Origin of the sequence: Streptacidiphilus sp. BW17, assembly GCF_041262485.1 — a bacterium.
Lineage (GTDB): Bacteria > Actinomycetota > Actinomycetes > Streptomycetales > Streptomycetaceae > Streptacidiphilus.
In genome coordinates, this window is the sequence record NZ_JBGCCR010000026.1 from 68,280 (window position 1) to 85,099 (window position 16,820).

Consider the following 16,820-nt stretch of genomic DNA (forward strand, 5'->3'; position numbering starts at 1 on the left):
CCGAGCAGCCGACCACCGGAAGGACCCGCCGATGAACACCCCTGTGCAGACCGCCCCCGCCGAGGAGCTGCGCCGGCGCATGGTCGCCGACCTGTCGAGGCAGGGCTGGATCCGCAGCGCACCGGTCCGCGCGGCGATGTCCGCTCTTGCCCGGGAGGCGTTCCTGCCGGACACCGACCTTGACCTGGTCTACGCCCCGCACGAGGTGGTGCGCCTTCGGGCCGACCAGCAGGGGCGGACGACCAGCTGCACCACCGCGCCGTGGCTGGTGGCCGCTGGCCTGGAGCAGAGCCGGATCCGTCCCGGGGACACGGTCCTGGAGATCGGCACCGCTATCGGCCTGAACGCCGCCTACCTCAGCAGCCTGGTCGGCCCGCACGGGCGGGTGGTCAGCGTGGAGATCGACAGCAGCCTGGTCGAGGGCGCCCGCAGGGTGCTGGCCCAGGTCGGCGCGGACAACGTCGAGGTCCGCCAGGGGGACGGCGAGCACGGCGCGGCCGACCGGGGACCGTTCGACGTGGTGATCGCCACCGTGCAGGCCGCGGACCTGCCCTGGATGGACCAGGTCGCCGAGGACGGGCGGATCGTGGCCGCGGTGCGGCTGCGCAGCCTGGTGCGCCAGTTCGTCTTCGAGCGCGAGGGCGACCACTGGATCGCCACCGACCAGCTGTTCTGCGGCTACGTGTCGATGCAGGGCGCCGGTGCCCGCCCGCAGCAGGTGGTGCAGGTGCGCCCGGACGTCGTCCTGCGCGTGGACGGCGACCCGGTCGACGCCGACACCATGACCGCGCTGGTGGAGCAGGAGCCCGTCCAGGTGTGGACCGGGGTGACGGTCGGCAACCAGGAGCCGGTCCTGCCGCACATGGACTTCTACCTGGCCGCCGTGCTCGACGACTACGGCCGGTTCCACGCCACTAAGGACGCCGCGGCCGACGGCCGGATCACGTGGACGCTGGGCGTGGGCCACTCCGCGACCTGGTCGGCGACCGGCTTTGCCGTCGTCGCGCTGCGGCGCCTGGACGAGGAGAACCACGAGATCGGAGCCTTCGGCCACGGACCGGACGGGCAACGGCTGGCCGACGACCTGGCCCAGCACATCCGGGACTGGGACACGCGCCACCGCGGCGGCCCCGAACCGGTCGTGCGCGCCTACCGCGCCGGCACCCCGGACGACGCCCTCGCGCTGGGGCGCGTCGTGGACCGCACCCACGCGCGCTTCACCATCAGTTTCTGACCCCGCCCCGTTCCATGCCGCCAGGAGCTGCCGCCGTGTCCAACCCGCCCCCCACACCGCCGCCGCCGACCTCCGGGGCACCCGCTGACGACTGGGTGCCGGTCGAGCAGTACGTCGAGCTGATCCCGCACGCCACGATGTTCGCCTGCCTGTACGTCACCGACGCCCAGGGCCACCCGCTGCAGCTGCACACGGCCAAGCCGCAGCACCCCCAGGCGTGGCAGTACCCGGGCGGCAACGTCGAGCACGGCCAGACCCCCTTCCAGACCGCGGTCAGGGAGATGGAGGAGGAGATGGGGCTGACGTTCAGGGGCGAGCCGAGGCTGCTGGCGATGCACTTCATGCTGCCCAGCACGGCCTGGCCGTTGGCGAAGATCGGGGTGGTCTTCGACGGCGGCGTCCTGGACGCCGAGGAACTGGCGCAGGTGCGCCTGGACCCCCGGGAGCACTCGCACTGGCAGGTCCTGCCGCTGGAGCAGTGGCAGCCCCTGATGGGAACCCGGTACTGGCGGCGCCTGCAGGCTAGCCACCAGGCCCGAGCCACGGGCACCGCCGTCTACTTCAGCGAAGCCGACCACACCCCCGCCCACCGGCACGAGCAGGACGGCACCGCCGCACCTCACACGGGCAGTGGCCGGTGAGGCGGCTTCGGCGCACGACCGCGGCACCGGGGCCCACGGACAGCGAGGACCTGCTGTTCGGCGGCCCGCTGCGCTACGACTACGGGTTCAGCCGGCACGAGCTGGCGCTGGCCGGGCTCTCGTTCCCGGCGATGGCCCGCCGCATCCCGCAGATGTTGCTCCTGGCGATGCGGCTGGCCTGGCGGGCCGACCGCGGCGCCCTGGTTGCGGTGTGCGTCGCCGAGGTGGGCATGGGTCTGGCGCGCGGCTTCGGACTGGTGGCCACCAACCGGGTGCTGCTGCAGCTGTTCGCCAGCGGAGCCACCCCGGACCGGATCCGGGCCGCCCTGCCGGCCCTGGTCTGGGTCGGGCTCCTGAGCGGTGTCTCGGTGGTGCTCGCGGCCGTGTCCACGGCGGCCACCGGGCGGCTGGAACCGCGGATCGAGGGCGTGGCCACGGTCGAGTTCCTGCGCCGTGCGGTACGGGTCGAGCTGTCCGCCATCGAGGACGACGAGTTCCACCGGCTGCTGGACAGCGCCCAGTTCGGTGCCGCCGAGGCCCGGCGCACCATCGGTGAGGCGGTGGCGGTGGCCAACGCGGCGATCAACCTGGCGGCCTCCGGCAGCGTGCTCACCGTCCTGGCGCCGGTCCTGTTCCCGCTGCTGGTGTTGATCGCCGTCCCCAGGGCGTGGGGCGCGGTACGCACCGCCCGGCGCCGGTACGCCTCCGTGCAGGCATGGCTGGGCCACATCCGCGCCTCCCGGCTGATCACCAGCCTGCTCACCAGCCAGCAGGCCGCCGCCGAGGTGCGAGTGCACGGGGTGGGGGCGTGGCTGCTGAAGCACTTCACCGTGATGACCCGCGCCTCGGAGACCGAGCAGACCCGGCTGGCCCGGCAGCGGGCCGGCACCGACCTGGTGTCCTCGGCCCTGTCGGGCCTGGCGGCACTGGCCACCTACGGGGTGCTGTACGAGCTGCTGCGCGACGGGCAGCTGCCGCTGGCCGTGGCCGGGACCGCGGTGCTGGGCATCCGCAGCGGGGTCGCCAGCATCACCGCGATGGTCAGCCAGCTCAACTCCCTGTACGAGTCCGCGCTCTACGTCGGAGACCTGGACCAGCTGTGCCGGGTCGGCGACCAGCTGGCCATCCCGACCGGCGGCACCGACCTGCCCGAGCGCGCCGGCGCGTTGGAACTCAAGGACCTGACCTTCACCTACCCCGGCCGCACCCGACCCGCGGTGGACCACGTCAGCCTGACCATCGCGCCGGGCTCCGTCGTCGCCCTGGTCGGTGCGAACGGCTCGGGCAAGACCACCTTGGCCAAGCTGATCAGCGGCCTGCTGAGAGCCGACAGCGGAACCCTGACCTGGGACGGTGTGGAGGTCGGCCAGGCGGACCGGGACCAGTGGCAGGGTCGGGTCGGCCTGCTCGCCCAGGATTTCCAGAGGTGGCCGTTCACCGCGCTGGCGAACCTGGTCATGGGACGGCCCGCAGACGAAGTCGACCAGGACCGCGTCGACCAGGCAGCCCGCTTCGCCGACGCCGACGACGTGGTCGCCTCCCTGCCCAACGGCTGGAAGACGATCGTCGCCCGGGGCTACCGCAACAGCGTGGAGATCTCCGGCGGCCAGTGGCAGAAGCTCGGAGCCGCGCGCGTGGCCTACCGCGACCCGGTCCTGCTGATCGCCGACGAGCCCACCTCGGCCCTGGACGCCCGCGCGGAGGTCGAGGCGTTCCAGCGGATCCGGGGCCTGACCGCCGGAGGCACGACCGTCGTGCTGATCACCCACCGGCTGGCCGCCAGCGCAGGCGCCGACACGATCTTCGTCCTGAACCGGGGCCGCCTGGTCGAACAGGGCACCCACCACGACCTCATGGCCGCCGGCGACGCCACCGGGCCGGACGGATACGCCGCGCTGTACCGCTTGCAGGCCGCCCAGTACAGCGCCGAGGCCCGCATCGGGGCGCAGCGCGACGCCGCCGAACAAGCCGAGCCGGCATGACCACCATGCCCCAGCTGCCTGCCCTACCGACCGGAGGCGTGATGACCACCAGTTCCCCCTCGCAGCCGCAGGACCGCATCCCGGAACCCGCGCACCCGAAGGACCGGCCCCACCCGGTCGCCGACGCGGCACCGGCCCGCGCGCGGCGGGCGCTCTTCCCTGCCGTCTCGACGGTTCTGATCCTGCACCCCGAGCAGCCCGACCGGTTCCTGCTGGTGCGCCAGGCTGCATCCGGTGCGACCGTCCTTCCCGGGGGCAAGGCGGAGTGGGGCGAGTCGCCCAGGCAGACCGCTCGGCGCGAGGCGGCCGAAGAGACCGGCGTCGAGGTCGAGGTCCTGGACCTGCTGGTCCTGAACTGGCTGAGCGAAGCAGCAGGCAAGTCGCTGGGCGGGACGGCGTACCCCTGCTTCCTGTCCACGTTCGCCGGCGTCCTCCGCCCCGACCAGGTCGGGCAGCTCGTCGTGCCGGACGGCGAACTGCGCGACCACCTCTGGCTGACCTACGACCAGGCCGCCCAGCCCGGACGGATGGAGCCGCTGGTCCTGAACCACCTGCGCACCGCCCTGAACGCGCGGGCCGACGGCCGCGGCGCCCACTACCTGGAGTCGTAGACCATGGCCACGACCGAACACCCCGCCGCCACAGGGCCTGTGCCGATCGACCAGCCCCAGCCGCAGCGCACCACACTGCCCGCGGACGACCGGGTCCTGATCGTCCTGCGGGGGCCCAGCGCGGTCGGCAAGACGACCATCGCCAAGGCGATCCGCACCGCCTACGCCCACCGGCACCTGGCGCTGGTGCACCAGGACGTGCTGCGGCGAGAAGTGCTGCGCGAACGGGACGTCCCCGGGGGCCACAACATCGAACTGATCCGGCAGACCGCAATGTTCGCCCTCGGGCACGGATTCCACACGGTGGTCGAGGGCATCCTCGACGCCGGCCGGTACGGACACATGCTCGGCGAACTGAGCGCCGCTCACACCGGCCCCCAGCACTGGTTCTACCTGCACGCCCCCTTGGAGGTCACGGTCGCGCGCCATGCCACCAAGGCCCAGGCTGCCGAATACGGGGACGTGCAACTGCGCGAGTGGTACAGGGAGCTCGACCTGCTGCCGGACGGGCGGGAAACCGTCATCGGACCCGACAGTACCGCTGAGCAGACCCTCGACCGGATTCTGCAGGCCACCGGGCTACTCGACCTCAAGGCACCGCCGGTGCCGTCGGAGGGTGGGCACGATGTCCGCAGGTGAGCCTCCAGCGGCGGTCCTGGTCAACGGCCTTCCGGGCGCCGGGAAGACCACGGTGGCCACCGAACTGTCCCGGGAGCTGCGGCTGCCGCTGTTCAGTAAGGACGTGATCAAGGAGATCCACGCCGAACTGCTGGGCAGCCACGCGATCGGCTACTCCCAACGGGGGTGGAATTCGGCCCTGGGTGCCGCCGCCAGCACGACCATGTGGGCGCTCCTCGCCCAAGCCCCGGCCGGAGCAGTGCTGGAGTCCAGCTGGCGGGCGGACGTACGGGAGCTGGTAGTGCAGGGCCTGGCAGGTGCCCCGCGTCTGCGGGCGGTCGAGGTCTGGTGCGAGGTGCCGCTGCAGGTGGCACGGGACCGGCTCGAAGCGCGCCTGCCGCGGCATCCGATCCACGGCGAGCTGCCCGGCGACACCGAATGGCAGAGCTGGCGCGAACTGGCTCGGCCCCTCGCGGTCGGACCGGTCCTGCGCGTGGACACCACGGCGCCGGTGGACATCGCCGTCATCGCCGCCTGGGTCCGGGAGCAAGCCCGCGCAGGCCCCCCGGGATAGGGCCGTCCGCGTGCCCCCGCTGCTGCCGGCGCGCCTCGGCACCTCGCGTCCGCCACCGACAACGATCCTGGAGGTTCCCGTGCCACCGATCAGCACCGCCCAGCACGGCGATGCGCACTACTGGTCCACCGTGTACGACAAGGGCGAGCACTTCATCCAGCTCACCGACGACGAGCGGCACGTGCTCGCCGCCCTTGCGCCCGCGCCCGGCGCCAGGGCTCTGGACCTGGCGTGCGGCACCGGGGCCGTCACGCGCTATCTGGCCGAACTGGGCTACCAGGCAACCGGCCTGGACTTCTCCGAGACGGCGGTGCGCCGCGCCCGGGGCGAGACCGCGCCGGGCACCGCGGCCACCTACGTGTGCGCGGACCTGCAGGACGTGCCCGACTTGGCGCCGCCGGGAGCGGTGGACCTGGTGGTGTGCCGTCTGGCCGCCTCGTTCCTGGACCAGACGCTGCTCATCGACCGGGTCCGCCACTGGCTCACCCCGCAGGGGCGCTTCGTGGTCGTGGTGCCTGACCCGCAGTACCTCAATCCGGCCCGGCGCAGCATCTATCTGGACGAAGCCCAGCTGGCGGAGCTGTCCCGCGGTTGGCGCAGCATCGAGCAGCACCGCAGCGGGCAGCTGCTGGTCCTGGTTCTGGGCGACTGGGCGCCCTCCCACGCCTCGGCCGAGAAGCGCACCCCGACCCCGAACGCCCTGTTCGGGGTCGGCATCGTGGTGCAGCACCCGCAGACTGGGAAGATCCTGCTCGGCCGCTCCGCCCGCTTCGAGGGACTGCTGGAGGCGGTCGGCGGCAAGCTGGAGACCGGCACCGTGGTGGAGGAGCTGCGGCACACCGCCGCCAGGGAACTGTGGGAGGAGACCGGCCTGAAGGCCGACCCCGCCGACGTGCAGCTGCGGTCGGTGCTCATCGACCAGCGCGGCGTGCCCCGCATCACCATCGCCGCCTACGTCAACGCGTTCAGCGGTGAACCGAGGGCAACCGAGCCCCACCTGATCGAAGCCTGGGACTGGTACACGCTCGGGGAGCCGCTGCCCGGACAGATCTTCAAACCGACGCTGGACGTGCTGGCGGTCGTCTTCCCCGAGCACTTCCACGCCGCCGGGCCTGCGCGCCGCTACGACCTGCACCGCGCCTTCACCGCGCTGCCCGCCGCGCGCACCCCGGCGGCGCCGGGGACCTTGAGTCCGCAGGACTACGCCGCCAGCCGCGCGGCGACCTGGTCCTCGGCCGCCGTGCTGTTCACCGACCGGCGCGGCCGGGTGCTGGTGCTGGAGCCGACCTACCGCGATTCGTGGGTGCTGCCCGGAGGCGGCGTCGAACTGGGCGAGCACCCCGACCAGGCGGCCCGCCGCGAGGTGGGCGAGGAGCTGGGCCTGGACCAAACCTTTACCCGGCTGCTGGTCATGGACACCGTCCTGCACAACACCCCCGAGGCCGACCCGCGCTGGGGATTCCCCGGCGCCACCCACACCGTCTGGGACGGCGGGGAGCTGACCGACCAGCAGATCGCCGACCTGCGGATGAGCGGCGAGCACACGGCGCCGCGGCTGCTGGCACCCGATGACCTGCACGAGCGGATGACGCCCGGCGAGACCCGCCGCACCCTGGCCGCGCTCCAGGCCCGCCGCCACGGCACCGCCACCGTCCTGCGCGACGGCCACCCGCTGGCACCCGGCGCACCTGCCTGCAGCCCGGCCGCGCCGACCAGCCCCAAGGCAGGAACGGTATGACGGGGAACGGCGCGGACCGGCAGCGGGCGGCCCGGCTCGACCTCCAGCTCCTGCTGGAGCGCATCACGCCGTTCGACGTCGTCGAGGAGCAGGACCTGGCCACCGTGCGGCTGTGGGTGGCCAGCGGGGCTCCGCTGTGGCGCACCGCCGCCCCGGACGAACCTCCGATGCACCTGGTCAGCTACGTCGTGCCGGTCGACCGGCGCACCGGGGCGATGCTGCTGGTCGACCACCGCAGGGCCCGGCTGCGGCTGCCGCCGGGCGGTCACGTCGAGCCGCTGGAACACCCGTGGACGGCAGCGGCCCGGGAGACCAGGGAGGAACTGGCGGTCGAGGCCGTCCCCTCACCGATCACCGGCCGCGACCCGCTGTTCGCCACGGTCACCGTCACCCGAGGGCCGGGCGTCCATACCGACGTCTCCTTGTGGCACGTGCTGGCCGTGGACCGCGACTGCATCACCGACCCGGACCGAGGCGAGTTCTCCGCTGTCCACTGGCTCACCCCGGAACAGGTACTGGCCAGCGACCCGGCCGGCCTGGACCCGCGGATGCACGCCTTCACCCGCAAGCTCCAGGCCCTCTGGGACCTGGGCGCCTGAGCACCCTGTCCACGGCCAGCCCCGGCCGCGCGCCCCGCAGCAATCCGACACACGGCGAAGAGGAGGACGAACCGGTGGGCCGAGACCTTGAGGTGTTCGCGCACCCGCTGGCCTGGGTGCGCTGGCAGCGCGACTGGTCCCAGCGCGACCTGATCAACCGGCTGGCCCGGCGCCTGGGCATTCCCCCGGACCGCAAGCAGCCGAGCAGGTGGGAGGCCCGCGGCGTTACACCCCGGGAGGACGTCCAGCGCGCTCTGGCGGCCGAGCTGGAGATCGACGTCGCCCAACTCAAAGCGCGGCCGTGGCCCCAGTGGCTGATCCCCAGGGGTGACGATCTCGCGCTGCGGGCACCGTGGACCGTGGAAGGACTGCAGTCCGTCCTGGACCACACGGCCGAGGGGGCGCCCATGGACCGCCGGGGATTCCTGGTACTGCTCACCGACGCAGCCGCCGCCTCGCTCGTGGGCACCTGGGCGCGGACCCCCGCTCCCGCCCCGTTACCGGCGGCCGGGGACGGGGCCGGAGGGATGGGCGCCGACCTGTTGGGGTCCATGGAGGATCGGCTGGCCCTGCTGCGCGCACGCGACGACGTGGTCGGCGGCGGCCGGACCTGGCAGCTGGTGGAGAACGAACTGCGCGGGGCCCGCGCACTGCTGCGCACCGGGGAGTTCACTGGTGCGCTGCGCACCCGCCTGCTGGCCCTGATCGGCGAACAGGCCCGCGTCGCCGGATGGTCCTGCGTGGACGCCGGCAGGCTGGCTGCCGGGGAGGTCTACCTGGTGCAGGCGCTTCGGGCTGCGCACGCCGCCGGTGACGCCGCCGCCGGTGCCAACGTGATCAAATCGCTGTCCCTGGTGGTCCTGGAAGACGGTCGACCGTGGGAGGCACTCGAGATGGTCCAGTGGGCCCGCGCCGTCACCCGCACCGCTCCGGCGCGCGTCCGCGCCATGCTCGCCGTCCGCGAGGCGAGGATCCGGGCCACCATGCGCGACACAGCCAGCCACACCCGGATCGTCAACGAGGCAGCAGCGCTGATGACGCAGGCCGACCGCGAGGCGCCAGAGGAACTGCCCGTCTGGGCGCGGTACTTCGACGCCGCGGAGTTCGCCGCCCAGGTCGCCGCCGGACACCTGGCCGCCCGCCAGCTCGACCCCGCCCAGCACCACCTGGACCACGCCCTGCAGGCCCAGCCCGGCGAGCGGCGGCGCGACGCGGTGACCTACGGCCTGTGGGGAGCGGAGATCGCCGCCCGCCGCGGCGACGCCGACCAGGCGGTCGATCGCCTCGGCGACCTCCTGCCGGACGTCGGCTCCTCCAACTCCGGCCGCAACCGGGCCCATGTGGCCCGCGTGCAGGCGCTGCTGAAGCAGGGGGGCTTCGCGGCCCTGCCGCAGGTGCGCGGACTGGACGAACAGGTCCGCACTCTGCTCGCATAGAGCCATGAGCACACCGCGCGTCGCCCTGGTCACCGGTGCCACCTCCGGGCTGGGGCTGGCGCTGAGCGGCGCCCTGGCCGACGCCGGCCTGGCCGTGGCGCTGACCGGCCGCAGCCGCCAGGACGCCGAGGCCGCAGCAGAAGCCCTGCGGCAGCGCGGGCACCAGGACGTGGCCGGCTTCGCCCTGGACGTCACCGACCCGCTGTCGGTCTCCCGCGCCGTCACCGAGACCCGCCGCCGCTTCGGCACGGTGGACGCTCTGGTCAACAACGCCGCCGTGGCCGCCGACCCCCGCGCCACCGCCTCCACCGTGTCCCTGGAGGTCTTCGAGGCCACCCTGGCGGTGAACACCACCGGCCCGCTGCGCGTGGCCCAGGAGGTGCTGCCGCTGATGCGCGAGGCCGGGGCGGGGCGGATCGTCAACATCGTGTCCCACATGGCCAGCCTGGGCGCGATGACCACCCCCACCAGCCCCGCGTACACCGTTTCCAAGACGGCGCTGCTGGCCGTCACCCGCAAGCTTGCCGCGGAACTGGAAGCCGACGGCACCGGCATCACCGTCAACGCCGTCTCGCCCGGGCAGGTCGACACCAGGATGTCCTACCGCCCCGGAGCCCAGAGCCCGCAGCAGGCGGCCGAGACGATGCTCTGGCTCCTGCTGGAGGAGCAGGTGCCGACCGGAGGGTTCTTCCACGGCCGCGAACCGCTGCCCTGGTAACACCCCGGCGGTACGCCCGAATCATGCCCGCAACCAACGCTTTGCGGTGATTCAAAATACGACACGAATACCCCACCTGCGGCGTAGCGGTCCGGGTGCGACCGATGGTGCGATAGAGGCATCGAACAGAGCACCGAAAGGTGCCCCCTTCCTCGTCCGGGGCCCGACTGGTCGCCCCGCACGGCCGACCAGGGCGCGGCCCGACGCATCCTGCCCCACCCATCGGGGGACCGCTATGCCCGAAAACGACGACCCGCCCGCGCCCGGCTTCACCGACGCCCCTTCCACGAAGCTGCTCACCGACCAGCCGCAGCCGGCCCGGGTCTACAACGCTCTGCTCGGTGGCAAGGACAACTTCCCCGCCGACCGGGAAGCCGCCAAGGAGGCCCTGGCTGCGTTCCCCACCGTGATGACCGGTGTGCGGGAGAACCGCGACTTCCTGCGCCGGGCCGTGCGCTACTGCGCCGAGCAGGGCGTGCGCCAGTTCCTGGACATCGGAACCGGCGTCCCTGACGAAGGCAGCACCCACGAGGTCGCCCAGGCCGCCGCCGGCGAGGACCCGACGACGGTGGTCTACGTCGACAACGACCCGATCGTCCTGGTGCACGCCCGGGCGCTGCTGCAGGGGACCGGCCCCTGCCGCACGTTCTACCTCGACGCAGACCTGCGCGACCCGCAGCTGATCCTGGAGCAGGCGCGCAGGCACCTGGACTTCGAGCGGCCCCTCGCCCTGATGCTGGTGGCCGTCCTGCACTTCCTGGAAGACAGCGACGACCCGTACGGCATCGTGGCCCACCTGCTCGCCGCCCTGCCCGCCGGGAGCCTGCTGGTGATCAGCCACGTCACCGCCGACTACCGCCCGGCCGAGATCAAGCGCCTGATCGCCACCTACCGCGAACGCGGGATGAGCGCGCAGGCCCGCAGCCGCGAGGAGATCGACCGGTTCGTCGAGGGCCTGGAGCTGGTCGCGCCCGGGGTGCAGTCCGTCGCCCGCTGGAACCCCGATCCGGATCCCGACCGGGTGCTGCCGGACGCAGCCGCCGTGTCCTGCTTCGGCGTCGTCGCCCGCAAGCCCGGCGCTGCGCCGTCGACCGCCCCCGCCAGCGCCGCCGGGGGACTGACGTGACCACCATCTCCGACGTCGCCGCGCTGTGCCTGCTCCCAACCGTCCTGGTCCTGGCAGCCGTGCTGGTCGCCACCGTGCGTCGGCTGCGCCGCGCCCGCGCCCAGGCCGGGGACCTGGGCGAGCGGGTCGCACGGATGGACGCCGAGCACCAGGCACTGGTGGAGCAGTGGTCGATGGAGAGCGAGGAGTTCGGCTTCTTCGTCGACGTGCGCCTGCCGGCGTGGGCCAGGGCACTGGAGCACCCGCGGCTCGCGGTCCCCGGGCTGCGCGACCCCCGCCTGGCCGGGTCCGCCGTCGACCAGCGCTTCGAGCGGGTCCAGCAGCAGCTCGCCGACTCGGTCAGCACGGCGCGCAGCCGGGTCGAATCGGCGGCCGAGACCGTGGTGCGCGAGGCCGCGCGCAGCGTCCAGACGCTCGGCTACCAGGTGCAGGAGAACCTCGCCGGACTCCAGGAGAAGGTGGACGACCCCTGGCTGGCGGGGCAGCTCCTGGCCCTGGACCAGCTCAACGAGCAGCAGTTGCAGCGGCTGCAGACCCTGGCCGTGCTCTGCGACACCTGGCCGGGACTGAGCCGCCAGGACTCCCACCTGTCCGACATCCTCGCCGCGGCCCAGAGCCGGGTGCGCGACTCGGGCCGAATCCAGCTGGTCAACATGCTCCAGAGCCCGCTGGGTGTGCAGGGCCGAGTCGTGGAGGCGGTGATCATCGCCCTCGCGGAACTGGCCGCCAACGCCCTGTACTACTCGCGCGGCTCCCTGGCCGTGCAGGTGACGCTGCACCAGGTCGCCAGCGGGGTCTGCATCGTGGTCGACGACGCGGGACTGGGGCTGCACAGCGACGACCAAGCCTTCGCCGACCGGATGCTGGACTCCCGCTACCGGGCCCCCGCCAGCGAACTGGGCGACCCTCCGCGCATCGGCCTGGCCGCCTGCGGGCGCCTGGCCCGGGAGTACGGGTTCACCGTCACCGTACGCACCGGCAACGCCTTCGGCGGGGCCCAGGCGACGATCCTGGTGCCGCAGGCGCTGACGGTGACCATCGACCCCGCCCAGCAGCCGCCCTCTCCCTCGGCTCCCGCCCCTGTCCGCGCCATCGTGGACGCCGCGCCCGCGGCGGACGAAGGCGGCCTCTACCCCCGGCGCACCAGCCGCCGCACAGCCAGCCACGCCCCTGCCGAGTCAGCGACGCCATCGCCGCCGGCAGCGACACCCGAGCAGAGCGCCCACGCCTGGGCGCAGTTCCAGCAGGGCTCCCAACATCCGACCGACCCGCAGGGAGAACACCGATGAGCAGCCCCACCGTCCCGGACGAGGAGTGGGTCACCTCCGTGATTGAGATCATGGCGGGGCAGAAGGGCGTCACCGACGTCATCGTGCTGACCGGCGACGGCCTGATGCTCGGAGCCACGACCGCCCAGGCCGACCAAGGCGACGCCGAGGGCTGCGCGGCGGCGGCCTCCGGAATCCTGAGCTGCGGGAAGGCCATCGCCAGCAAACTCACGGGAGGCCAGGCGGTAGCACGCCAGGCGGTGGTGGAGACCGACGAGGGCTTCGTGGTGGCGCTGCCCGCCGGGGAGAACGCCTATCTGCTGGTGCACACCGACACCAGCACCGACCTGGGCCTGGTGACCTACGAGGCCAAGCGCCTGGTGAAGCGCCTCGGCGAGCGCGTGCTGGCCAGCGCTCCACGGGACCGGATCACATGACCGTGCCAGGCGGACGCCGCCGCCTGGTCCCCGCCTACCTGGCCACCGGGGGACTGGCCACCCCCAGCCGCAACACCCTGGACCGCATGACTGTCCTGACCTGCGAGCCCGGCCCGCGCCCCGCCGACCTGACCGCACCGGCCCGACGGGTCCTGGACCAACTCGGCGGTGGCGCACTGACGCTGGTCGAGGTCGCCGCCTACGTCGGTCTGCCGCCCAGCATCACCCGCGTCATCGCCAGCGACCTGGTCGACCGCGGCCTGTTGCGGGCCCACGCCTCCCTGCTGCAGCCCCGAAGCACGGTCGCCAAGGCCGAGCGCATCAGCGTCCTCGAAAGGGTGCTCCATGGCCTCCGCCGGCTCTAACCGATCGCTGTACCTGGCCAACCCCAACCTCACCCTGGTCAAGATCCTGGTCGCCGGCGGCTTCGGAGTCGGCAAGACCTCCTTCGTGGGCAGCGTCTCCGAAATCGCCCCCCTGCGCACCGAGGAGGTCCTGACCGCCGCCGGGACCCTGGTCGACGACCTGGCCGGCCTGGCCGACAAGACCCACACCACCGTGGGCATTGACTTCGGACGCGTCACCTTCGACCAGGACGTGGCCCTGTTCCTGTTCGGCACCCCCGGGCAACCGCGGTTCCGCCTCCTGTGGGAAGGGCTGGCCCAAGGCGCGATGGGCGCGATCGTCCTGCTCGACACCCGTCGGCCCGCGGACTCGTACTGGGCCATGGACGAGATCGAGGACCGCGGCATCCCCTACGTCATCGCAGTCAACCGCTTCCCCGATTCCCCACCGCTCCACCCCGAGGAGCTGCGCCGGGCCCTCGACCTGGACGACGCGACACCACTGCTGCTCTGCAACGCCCTGGACCTGCGCTCCTGCCTCACGCTCCTGGATCGCCTGATGGTTCACCTGATCGACTACTACCGGCAGGAACCGACCGCATGACCCTCCTCGACACCCACCCCGGACCGGCCCCGCTGTTCGGCGCCGCCTTCGACGCGGACCCCCAGGCCACCTACCGGATGCTGCGCCAGTACAGCCCCGTCGCCCGCGTCCAGCTGACCCCGGCCTTCCAGGGGTGCCCCAGCGGGATCACCGGCTGGCTGGTCCTGGACTACGACGTCGCCCTGCACCTCTTGCGCGACACGCAGACCTGGAGCAAGGACCCGCGCCCCTGGGAGGCGACCCTGCCCGCGACCAATCCGCTGCAGCCGATGCTCGGCCACCGCCCCAACGTCCTGTTCTCCGACGGCCCCCAGCACACCCGGCTGCGTGCCGTAGTCACCGACTCCCTCGCCCTGATCGACACCGGCCGCCTGCGCACCGACGTCCAGCGGCTTGCCGACCAGCTGATCGCCCGCTTCGCCCGCGACGGCCGCGCCGACCTGATCGCCCAGTACACCGTCCCGCTGCCCGGCCTGGTCTTCAACCAGCTCTTCGGCGGCGAGCAGTACGGCCCCGACCTCGTCGAAGCACTAGGCGGCATGCTCGACGCCGACCCCCAGCGCGCGGTCGCCGCAGGCGGCAAGTTCTTCCAGTACGTCACCAACATCGTCACCGCCAAACAAGCCCGCCGCGGAGCCGACCTGGCGTCCTGGTACATGGACCACCCCCACGCCCTCACCACCGAGGAGGTCACCCACCAGGTCGTCCTGACCCTCGGGGCCGCGCTGGAACCGCTGTCGGCCTCGATCGGCAACGCGATCTCCCGCGCCCTGGCCGACCGCCAGCGGTACACCGACCTGACCAACGGCACCGTCGCCGCCCGCACCGCCGTCGAAGAGGTGCTGCGCAGCGAACCGCCCATGGCCAACTACGGCTGCCACTACGCCCGCTACCCCGTCACCTTCTACGGAGCGCCGATCCACCCGGCCGAACCCGTCCTGATCTCATACGCGGCCATCAACGCCGCCCTGCCCACCACCGAGGGGTCCGGCGGCGCGCACCTGGCCTGGTCGGCCGGCCCGCACGCCTGCCCGGCCCGCCAGCCCGCCACGCTCCTGTCCGTCACCGCCGTCGAACGCCTCCTCAACGCCCTGGGCGACCTCGACCTGGCCGTGCCGCGCGAACAACTCACCTGGCGCCCCGGCCTGTTCCAACGATCCCTGGCCGCCCTGCCCGTCAAGTTCAGCCCCCTGCACTGACACGAACCGCATCCTGCGCACGCCCACACCAGCCCGCCGAGGAGCCCCGCCGCGATGACCCGTACACCCAGCACCCTGGAACTCACCGCCGTCGACGACATAGCGGCGCTGCAGACGATCGGCGACGCCGTCATGGTGCAACTGCCCGACGGCATCACCGCCTGGGCCGTCACCGGTCACGAGACCCTCAAGACCCTCCTGCTGGACCCCCGGGTCTCCAAGGACCCCCAGCAGTGGCCCGCCTGGACCGGCGGGCAGTACCACGACACCTGGATCAGCATGTGGGTGGGCGTGGTCAACATGCTCAGCACCTCCGGCGCCGACCACGCCCGACTGCGCCGCCTGATCGCCCCCGCCTTCACCAAACGCCGCGTAGCGACCATGCTCCCCGCCATCGAGGCCATCGCCAACGACCTGCTCGACAGCATCGACCAGACCGCCCCCGGCACCGCGGCCGACCTGCGCAGCAGCTACGCCCACCCGCTGCCCATGCGCGTGATCTGCGAACTGTTCGGCGTCCCCGCCCACCTGCAGGCCGAGGTCGGAACCCTGGTCGCCGCATTCATGGACCCCCAGGCCGACCCCGCCGCAACACTCGGCGCCATGCGCACGATCCTGAACGGCCTGATCGCCGACAAGCGCGACCACCCCGGGGAGGATCTGACCACGGCCCTGGTCAACAGCCGCGACGAGGAGACCGGCGACCAGCTGACCGAAGCCGAACTGATCGACACCCTGCTGCTGGTCATCGGCGCCGGGTTCGAGACCACGGTGCACCTGATCGGCAACGCCATCCACGCCGTCCTGACCCACCCCGACAACCCGAACGTCCGCCAGGCCCGCGCCGGAACCAGTCCCTGGGACGCGGTGGTCGAAGAGACCCTGCGCTGGGCCCCCTCCATCGCCGCCCTGCCCATGCGGTTCGCCACCGAGGCCATCACCCTGACCGACGGCACCGAAATCCAGCAGGGCGACGCCATCCTGGCCGTCTACGCCGGCGCGGGCCGCGACCAGCGCGCCCACGGCCCCGACGCCGACACCTTCGACCCCGGCCGCACCATCGGCGAGCACCTGGCCTTCGGCTACGGCGTCCACCGCTGCATCGGCGCCATCCTCGCCCGCCTGGAGGCCGTGACCGCCCTGCACCTGCTGTTCGCCCGCTTCCCCGACCTGACCGCCGCCCCGGCACTGGCCCAGACCGAAGCCGTCCCCGGCTTCATCGCCAGGGGCTGGTCCGCCCTGCCGGCCATCCTCCACCCCCAGAACAGCGACCTGCCGTAGAGCACCAGGGCGCTACTGCTACGGGGACCGGCACGCACGCCCCGAACCTCACGACCGATTGCCTCCTCGGCCCCGACCTCGTGTCACACCGCAGCGCGGCACCCCGGCCCGCCGCGGCAGAGCTACAGTTCAGGCGGCCAAGGACCGGACGCAGAAGGGCAACGCCTTGCGAATCGTCACCTTCAACATGCTCTTCGCCGGCCACAGCGGCTCCGGTTTCGGAGCACCAGAGCGGTGGGAGGCCCAGATGGCCTTCCTGCGCGGCCCGGCCCCCGACGTACTGCTGCTGCAGGAGGCAACCGGCTTCGACCTGCTGGGACGCAGGCGCCTGCACCAAGCCGTCAACCAGGTTTCGTCGTACTCCGGCGGGCGGGTCAGTTCCTGGAACAGCTTGACCAGCTGATCGTCCT

The 16,820-nt window shown here is 72.7% G+C and carries 18 protein-coding genes; all 18 read left to right on the top strand.

Annotation, left to right across the window (positions count from 1 at the left end; genetic code table 11):
- The first annotated feature begins 31 nt into the window (after nt 1-31).
- The 18 genes from fxlM (at nt 32) to ABH940_RS26940 (ending at nt 16,813) form a co-directional block, all read left to right on the top strand.
- Complete coding sequence (gene fxlM, locus ABH940_RS26855; protein ID WP_370106375.1) at nt 32-1,234, top strand: methyltransferase, FxLD system; 1,203 nt, start codon at nt 32-34, stop codon at nt 1,232-1,234.
- Between the two features lie 35 nt (nt 1,235-1,269).
- A complete protein-coding gene (locus ABH940_RS26860; protein WP_370106376.1) occupies nt 1,270-1,875 on the top strand; it encodes an NUDIX domain-containing protein in 606 nt (201 codons plus the stop codon).
- The gene (locus ABH940_RS26865) at nt 1,872-3,857 is read left to right on the top strand and encodes an ABC transporter ATP-binding protein (RefSeq protein WP_370106377.1); all 1,986 of its coding nucleotides are present in this window, start codon (nt 1,872-1,874) and stop codon (nt 3,855-3,857) included. Before ABH940_RS26860 ends, ABH940_RS26865 begins: the two co-directional genes overlap by 4 nt.
- Before the next feature lie 41 nt (nt 3,858-3,898).
- Nucleotides 3,899-4,468 carry an NUDIX domain-containing protein gene (locus ABH940_RS26870; protein WP_370106378.1) on the top strand — a complete coding sequence of 190 codons (570 nt, stop codon included), beginning with the start codon at nt 3,899-3,901 and terminating at the stop codon, nt 4,466-4,468.
- A 3-nt stretch (nt 4,469-4,471) separates the two neighbouring features.
- Nucleotides 4,472-5,107 carry a kinase gene (locus ABH940_RS26875; protein WP_370106379.1) on the top strand — a complete coding sequence of 212 codons (636 nt, stop codon included), beginning with the start codon at nt 4,472-4,474 and terminating at the stop codon, nt 5,105-5,107.
- A complete protein-coding gene (locus ABH940_RS26880; RefSeq protein WP_370106380.1) occupies nt 5,094-5,660 on the top strand; it encodes an AAA family ATPase in 567 nt (188 codons plus the stop codon). Before ABH940_RS26875 ends, ABH940_RS26880 begins: the two co-directional genes overlap by 14 nt.
- 79 nt (nt 5,661-5,739) lie before the next feature.
- Entirely contained in the window at nt 5,740-7,398 is a 1,659-nt protein-coding gene (locus ABH940_RS26885; RefSeq protein WP_370106381.1) for an NUDIX domain-containing protein, read from the top strand.
- Complete coding sequence (locus tag ABH940_RS26890; RefSeq protein WP_370106382.1) at nt 7,395-7,997, top strand: NUDIX domain-containing protein; 603 nt, start codon at nt 7,395-7,397, stop codon at nt 7,995-7,997. Before ABH940_RS26885 ends, ABH940_RS26890 begins: the two co-directional genes overlap by 4 nt.
- A gap of 74 nt (nt 7,998-8,071) precedes the next feature.
- Nucleotides 8,072-9,433, top strand: a complete 1,362-nt coding sequence (locus ABH940_RS26895; protein ID WP_370106383.1) for a helix-turn-helix domain-containing protein — start codon at nt 8,072-8,074, stop codon at nt 9,431-9,433.
- A gap of 4 nt (nt 9,434-9,437) precedes the next feature.
- Complete coding sequence (locus ABH940_RS26900) at nt 9,438-10,151, top strand: SDR family NAD(P)-dependent oxidoreductase (protein WP_370106384.1); 714 nt, start codon at nt 9,438-9,440, stop codon at nt 10,149-10,151.
- Between the two features lie 235 nt (nt 10,152-10,386).
- Nucleotides 10,387-11,277: an SAM-dependent methyltransferase gene (locus ABH940_RS26905; RefSeq protein ID WP_370106385.1), complete on the top strand. Its 891-nt coding sequence runs from the start codon at nt 10,387-10,389 to the stop codon at nt 11,275-11,277.
- Nucleotides 11,274-12,566, top strand: coding sequence for a hypothetical protein (locus tag ABH940_RS26910; protein ID WP_370106386.1), 1,293 nt, complete (start codon nt 11,274-11,276; stop codon nt 12,564-12,566). The genes ABH940_RS26905 and ABH940_RS26910 overlap by 4 nt, the downstream gene beginning before the upstream one ends.
- On the top strand, nt 12,563-12,982 hold the full coding sequence (locus tag ABH940_RS26915) for a roadblock/LC7 domain-containing protein (RefSeq protein WP_370106387.1): 420 nt from the start codon (nt 12,563-12,565) through the stop codon (nt 12,980-12,982). Before ABH940_RS26910 ends, ABH940_RS26915 begins: the two co-directional genes overlap by 4 nt.
- Nucleotides 12,979-13,347, top strand: coding sequence for a DUF742 domain-containing protein (locus ABH940_RS26920; RefSeq protein WP_370106388.1), 369 nt, complete (start codon nt 12,979-12,981; stop codon nt 13,345-13,347). Before ABH940_RS26915 ends, ABH940_RS26920 begins: the two co-directional genes overlap by 4 nt.
- On the top strand, nt 13,328-13,930 hold the full coding sequence (locus tag ABH940_RS26925) for an ATP/GTP-binding protein (protein ID WP_370106389.1): 603 nt from the start codon (nt 13,328-13,330) through the stop codon (nt 13,928-13,930). The genes ABH940_RS26920 and ABH940_RS26925 overlap by 20 nt, the downstream gene beginning before the upstream one ends.
- Nucleotides 13,927-15,129, top strand: coding sequence for a cytochrome P450 (locus ABH940_RS26930; RefSeq protein WP_370106390.1), 1,203 nt, complete (start codon nt 13,927-13,929; stop codon nt 15,127-15,129). The genes ABH940_RS26925 and ABH940_RS26930 overlap by 4 nt, the downstream gene beginning before the upstream one ends.
- Nucleotides 15,130-15,183: 54 nt before the next feature.
- Entirely contained in the window at nt 15,184-16,410 is a 1,227-nt protein-coding gene (locus tag ABH940_RS26935; RefSeq protein ID WP_370106391.1) for a cytochrome P450, read from the top strand.
- A gap of 166 nt (nt 16,411-16,576) precedes the next feature.
- Nucleotides 16,577-16,813 carry a hypothetical protein gene (locus ABH940_RS26940; RefSeq protein ID WP_370106392.1) on the top strand — a complete coding sequence of 79 codons (237 nt, stop codon included), beginning with the start codon at nt 16,577-16,579 and terminating at the stop codon, nt 16,811-16,813.
- The last annotated feature ends 7 nt before the right edge of the window (nt 16,814-16,820 follow it).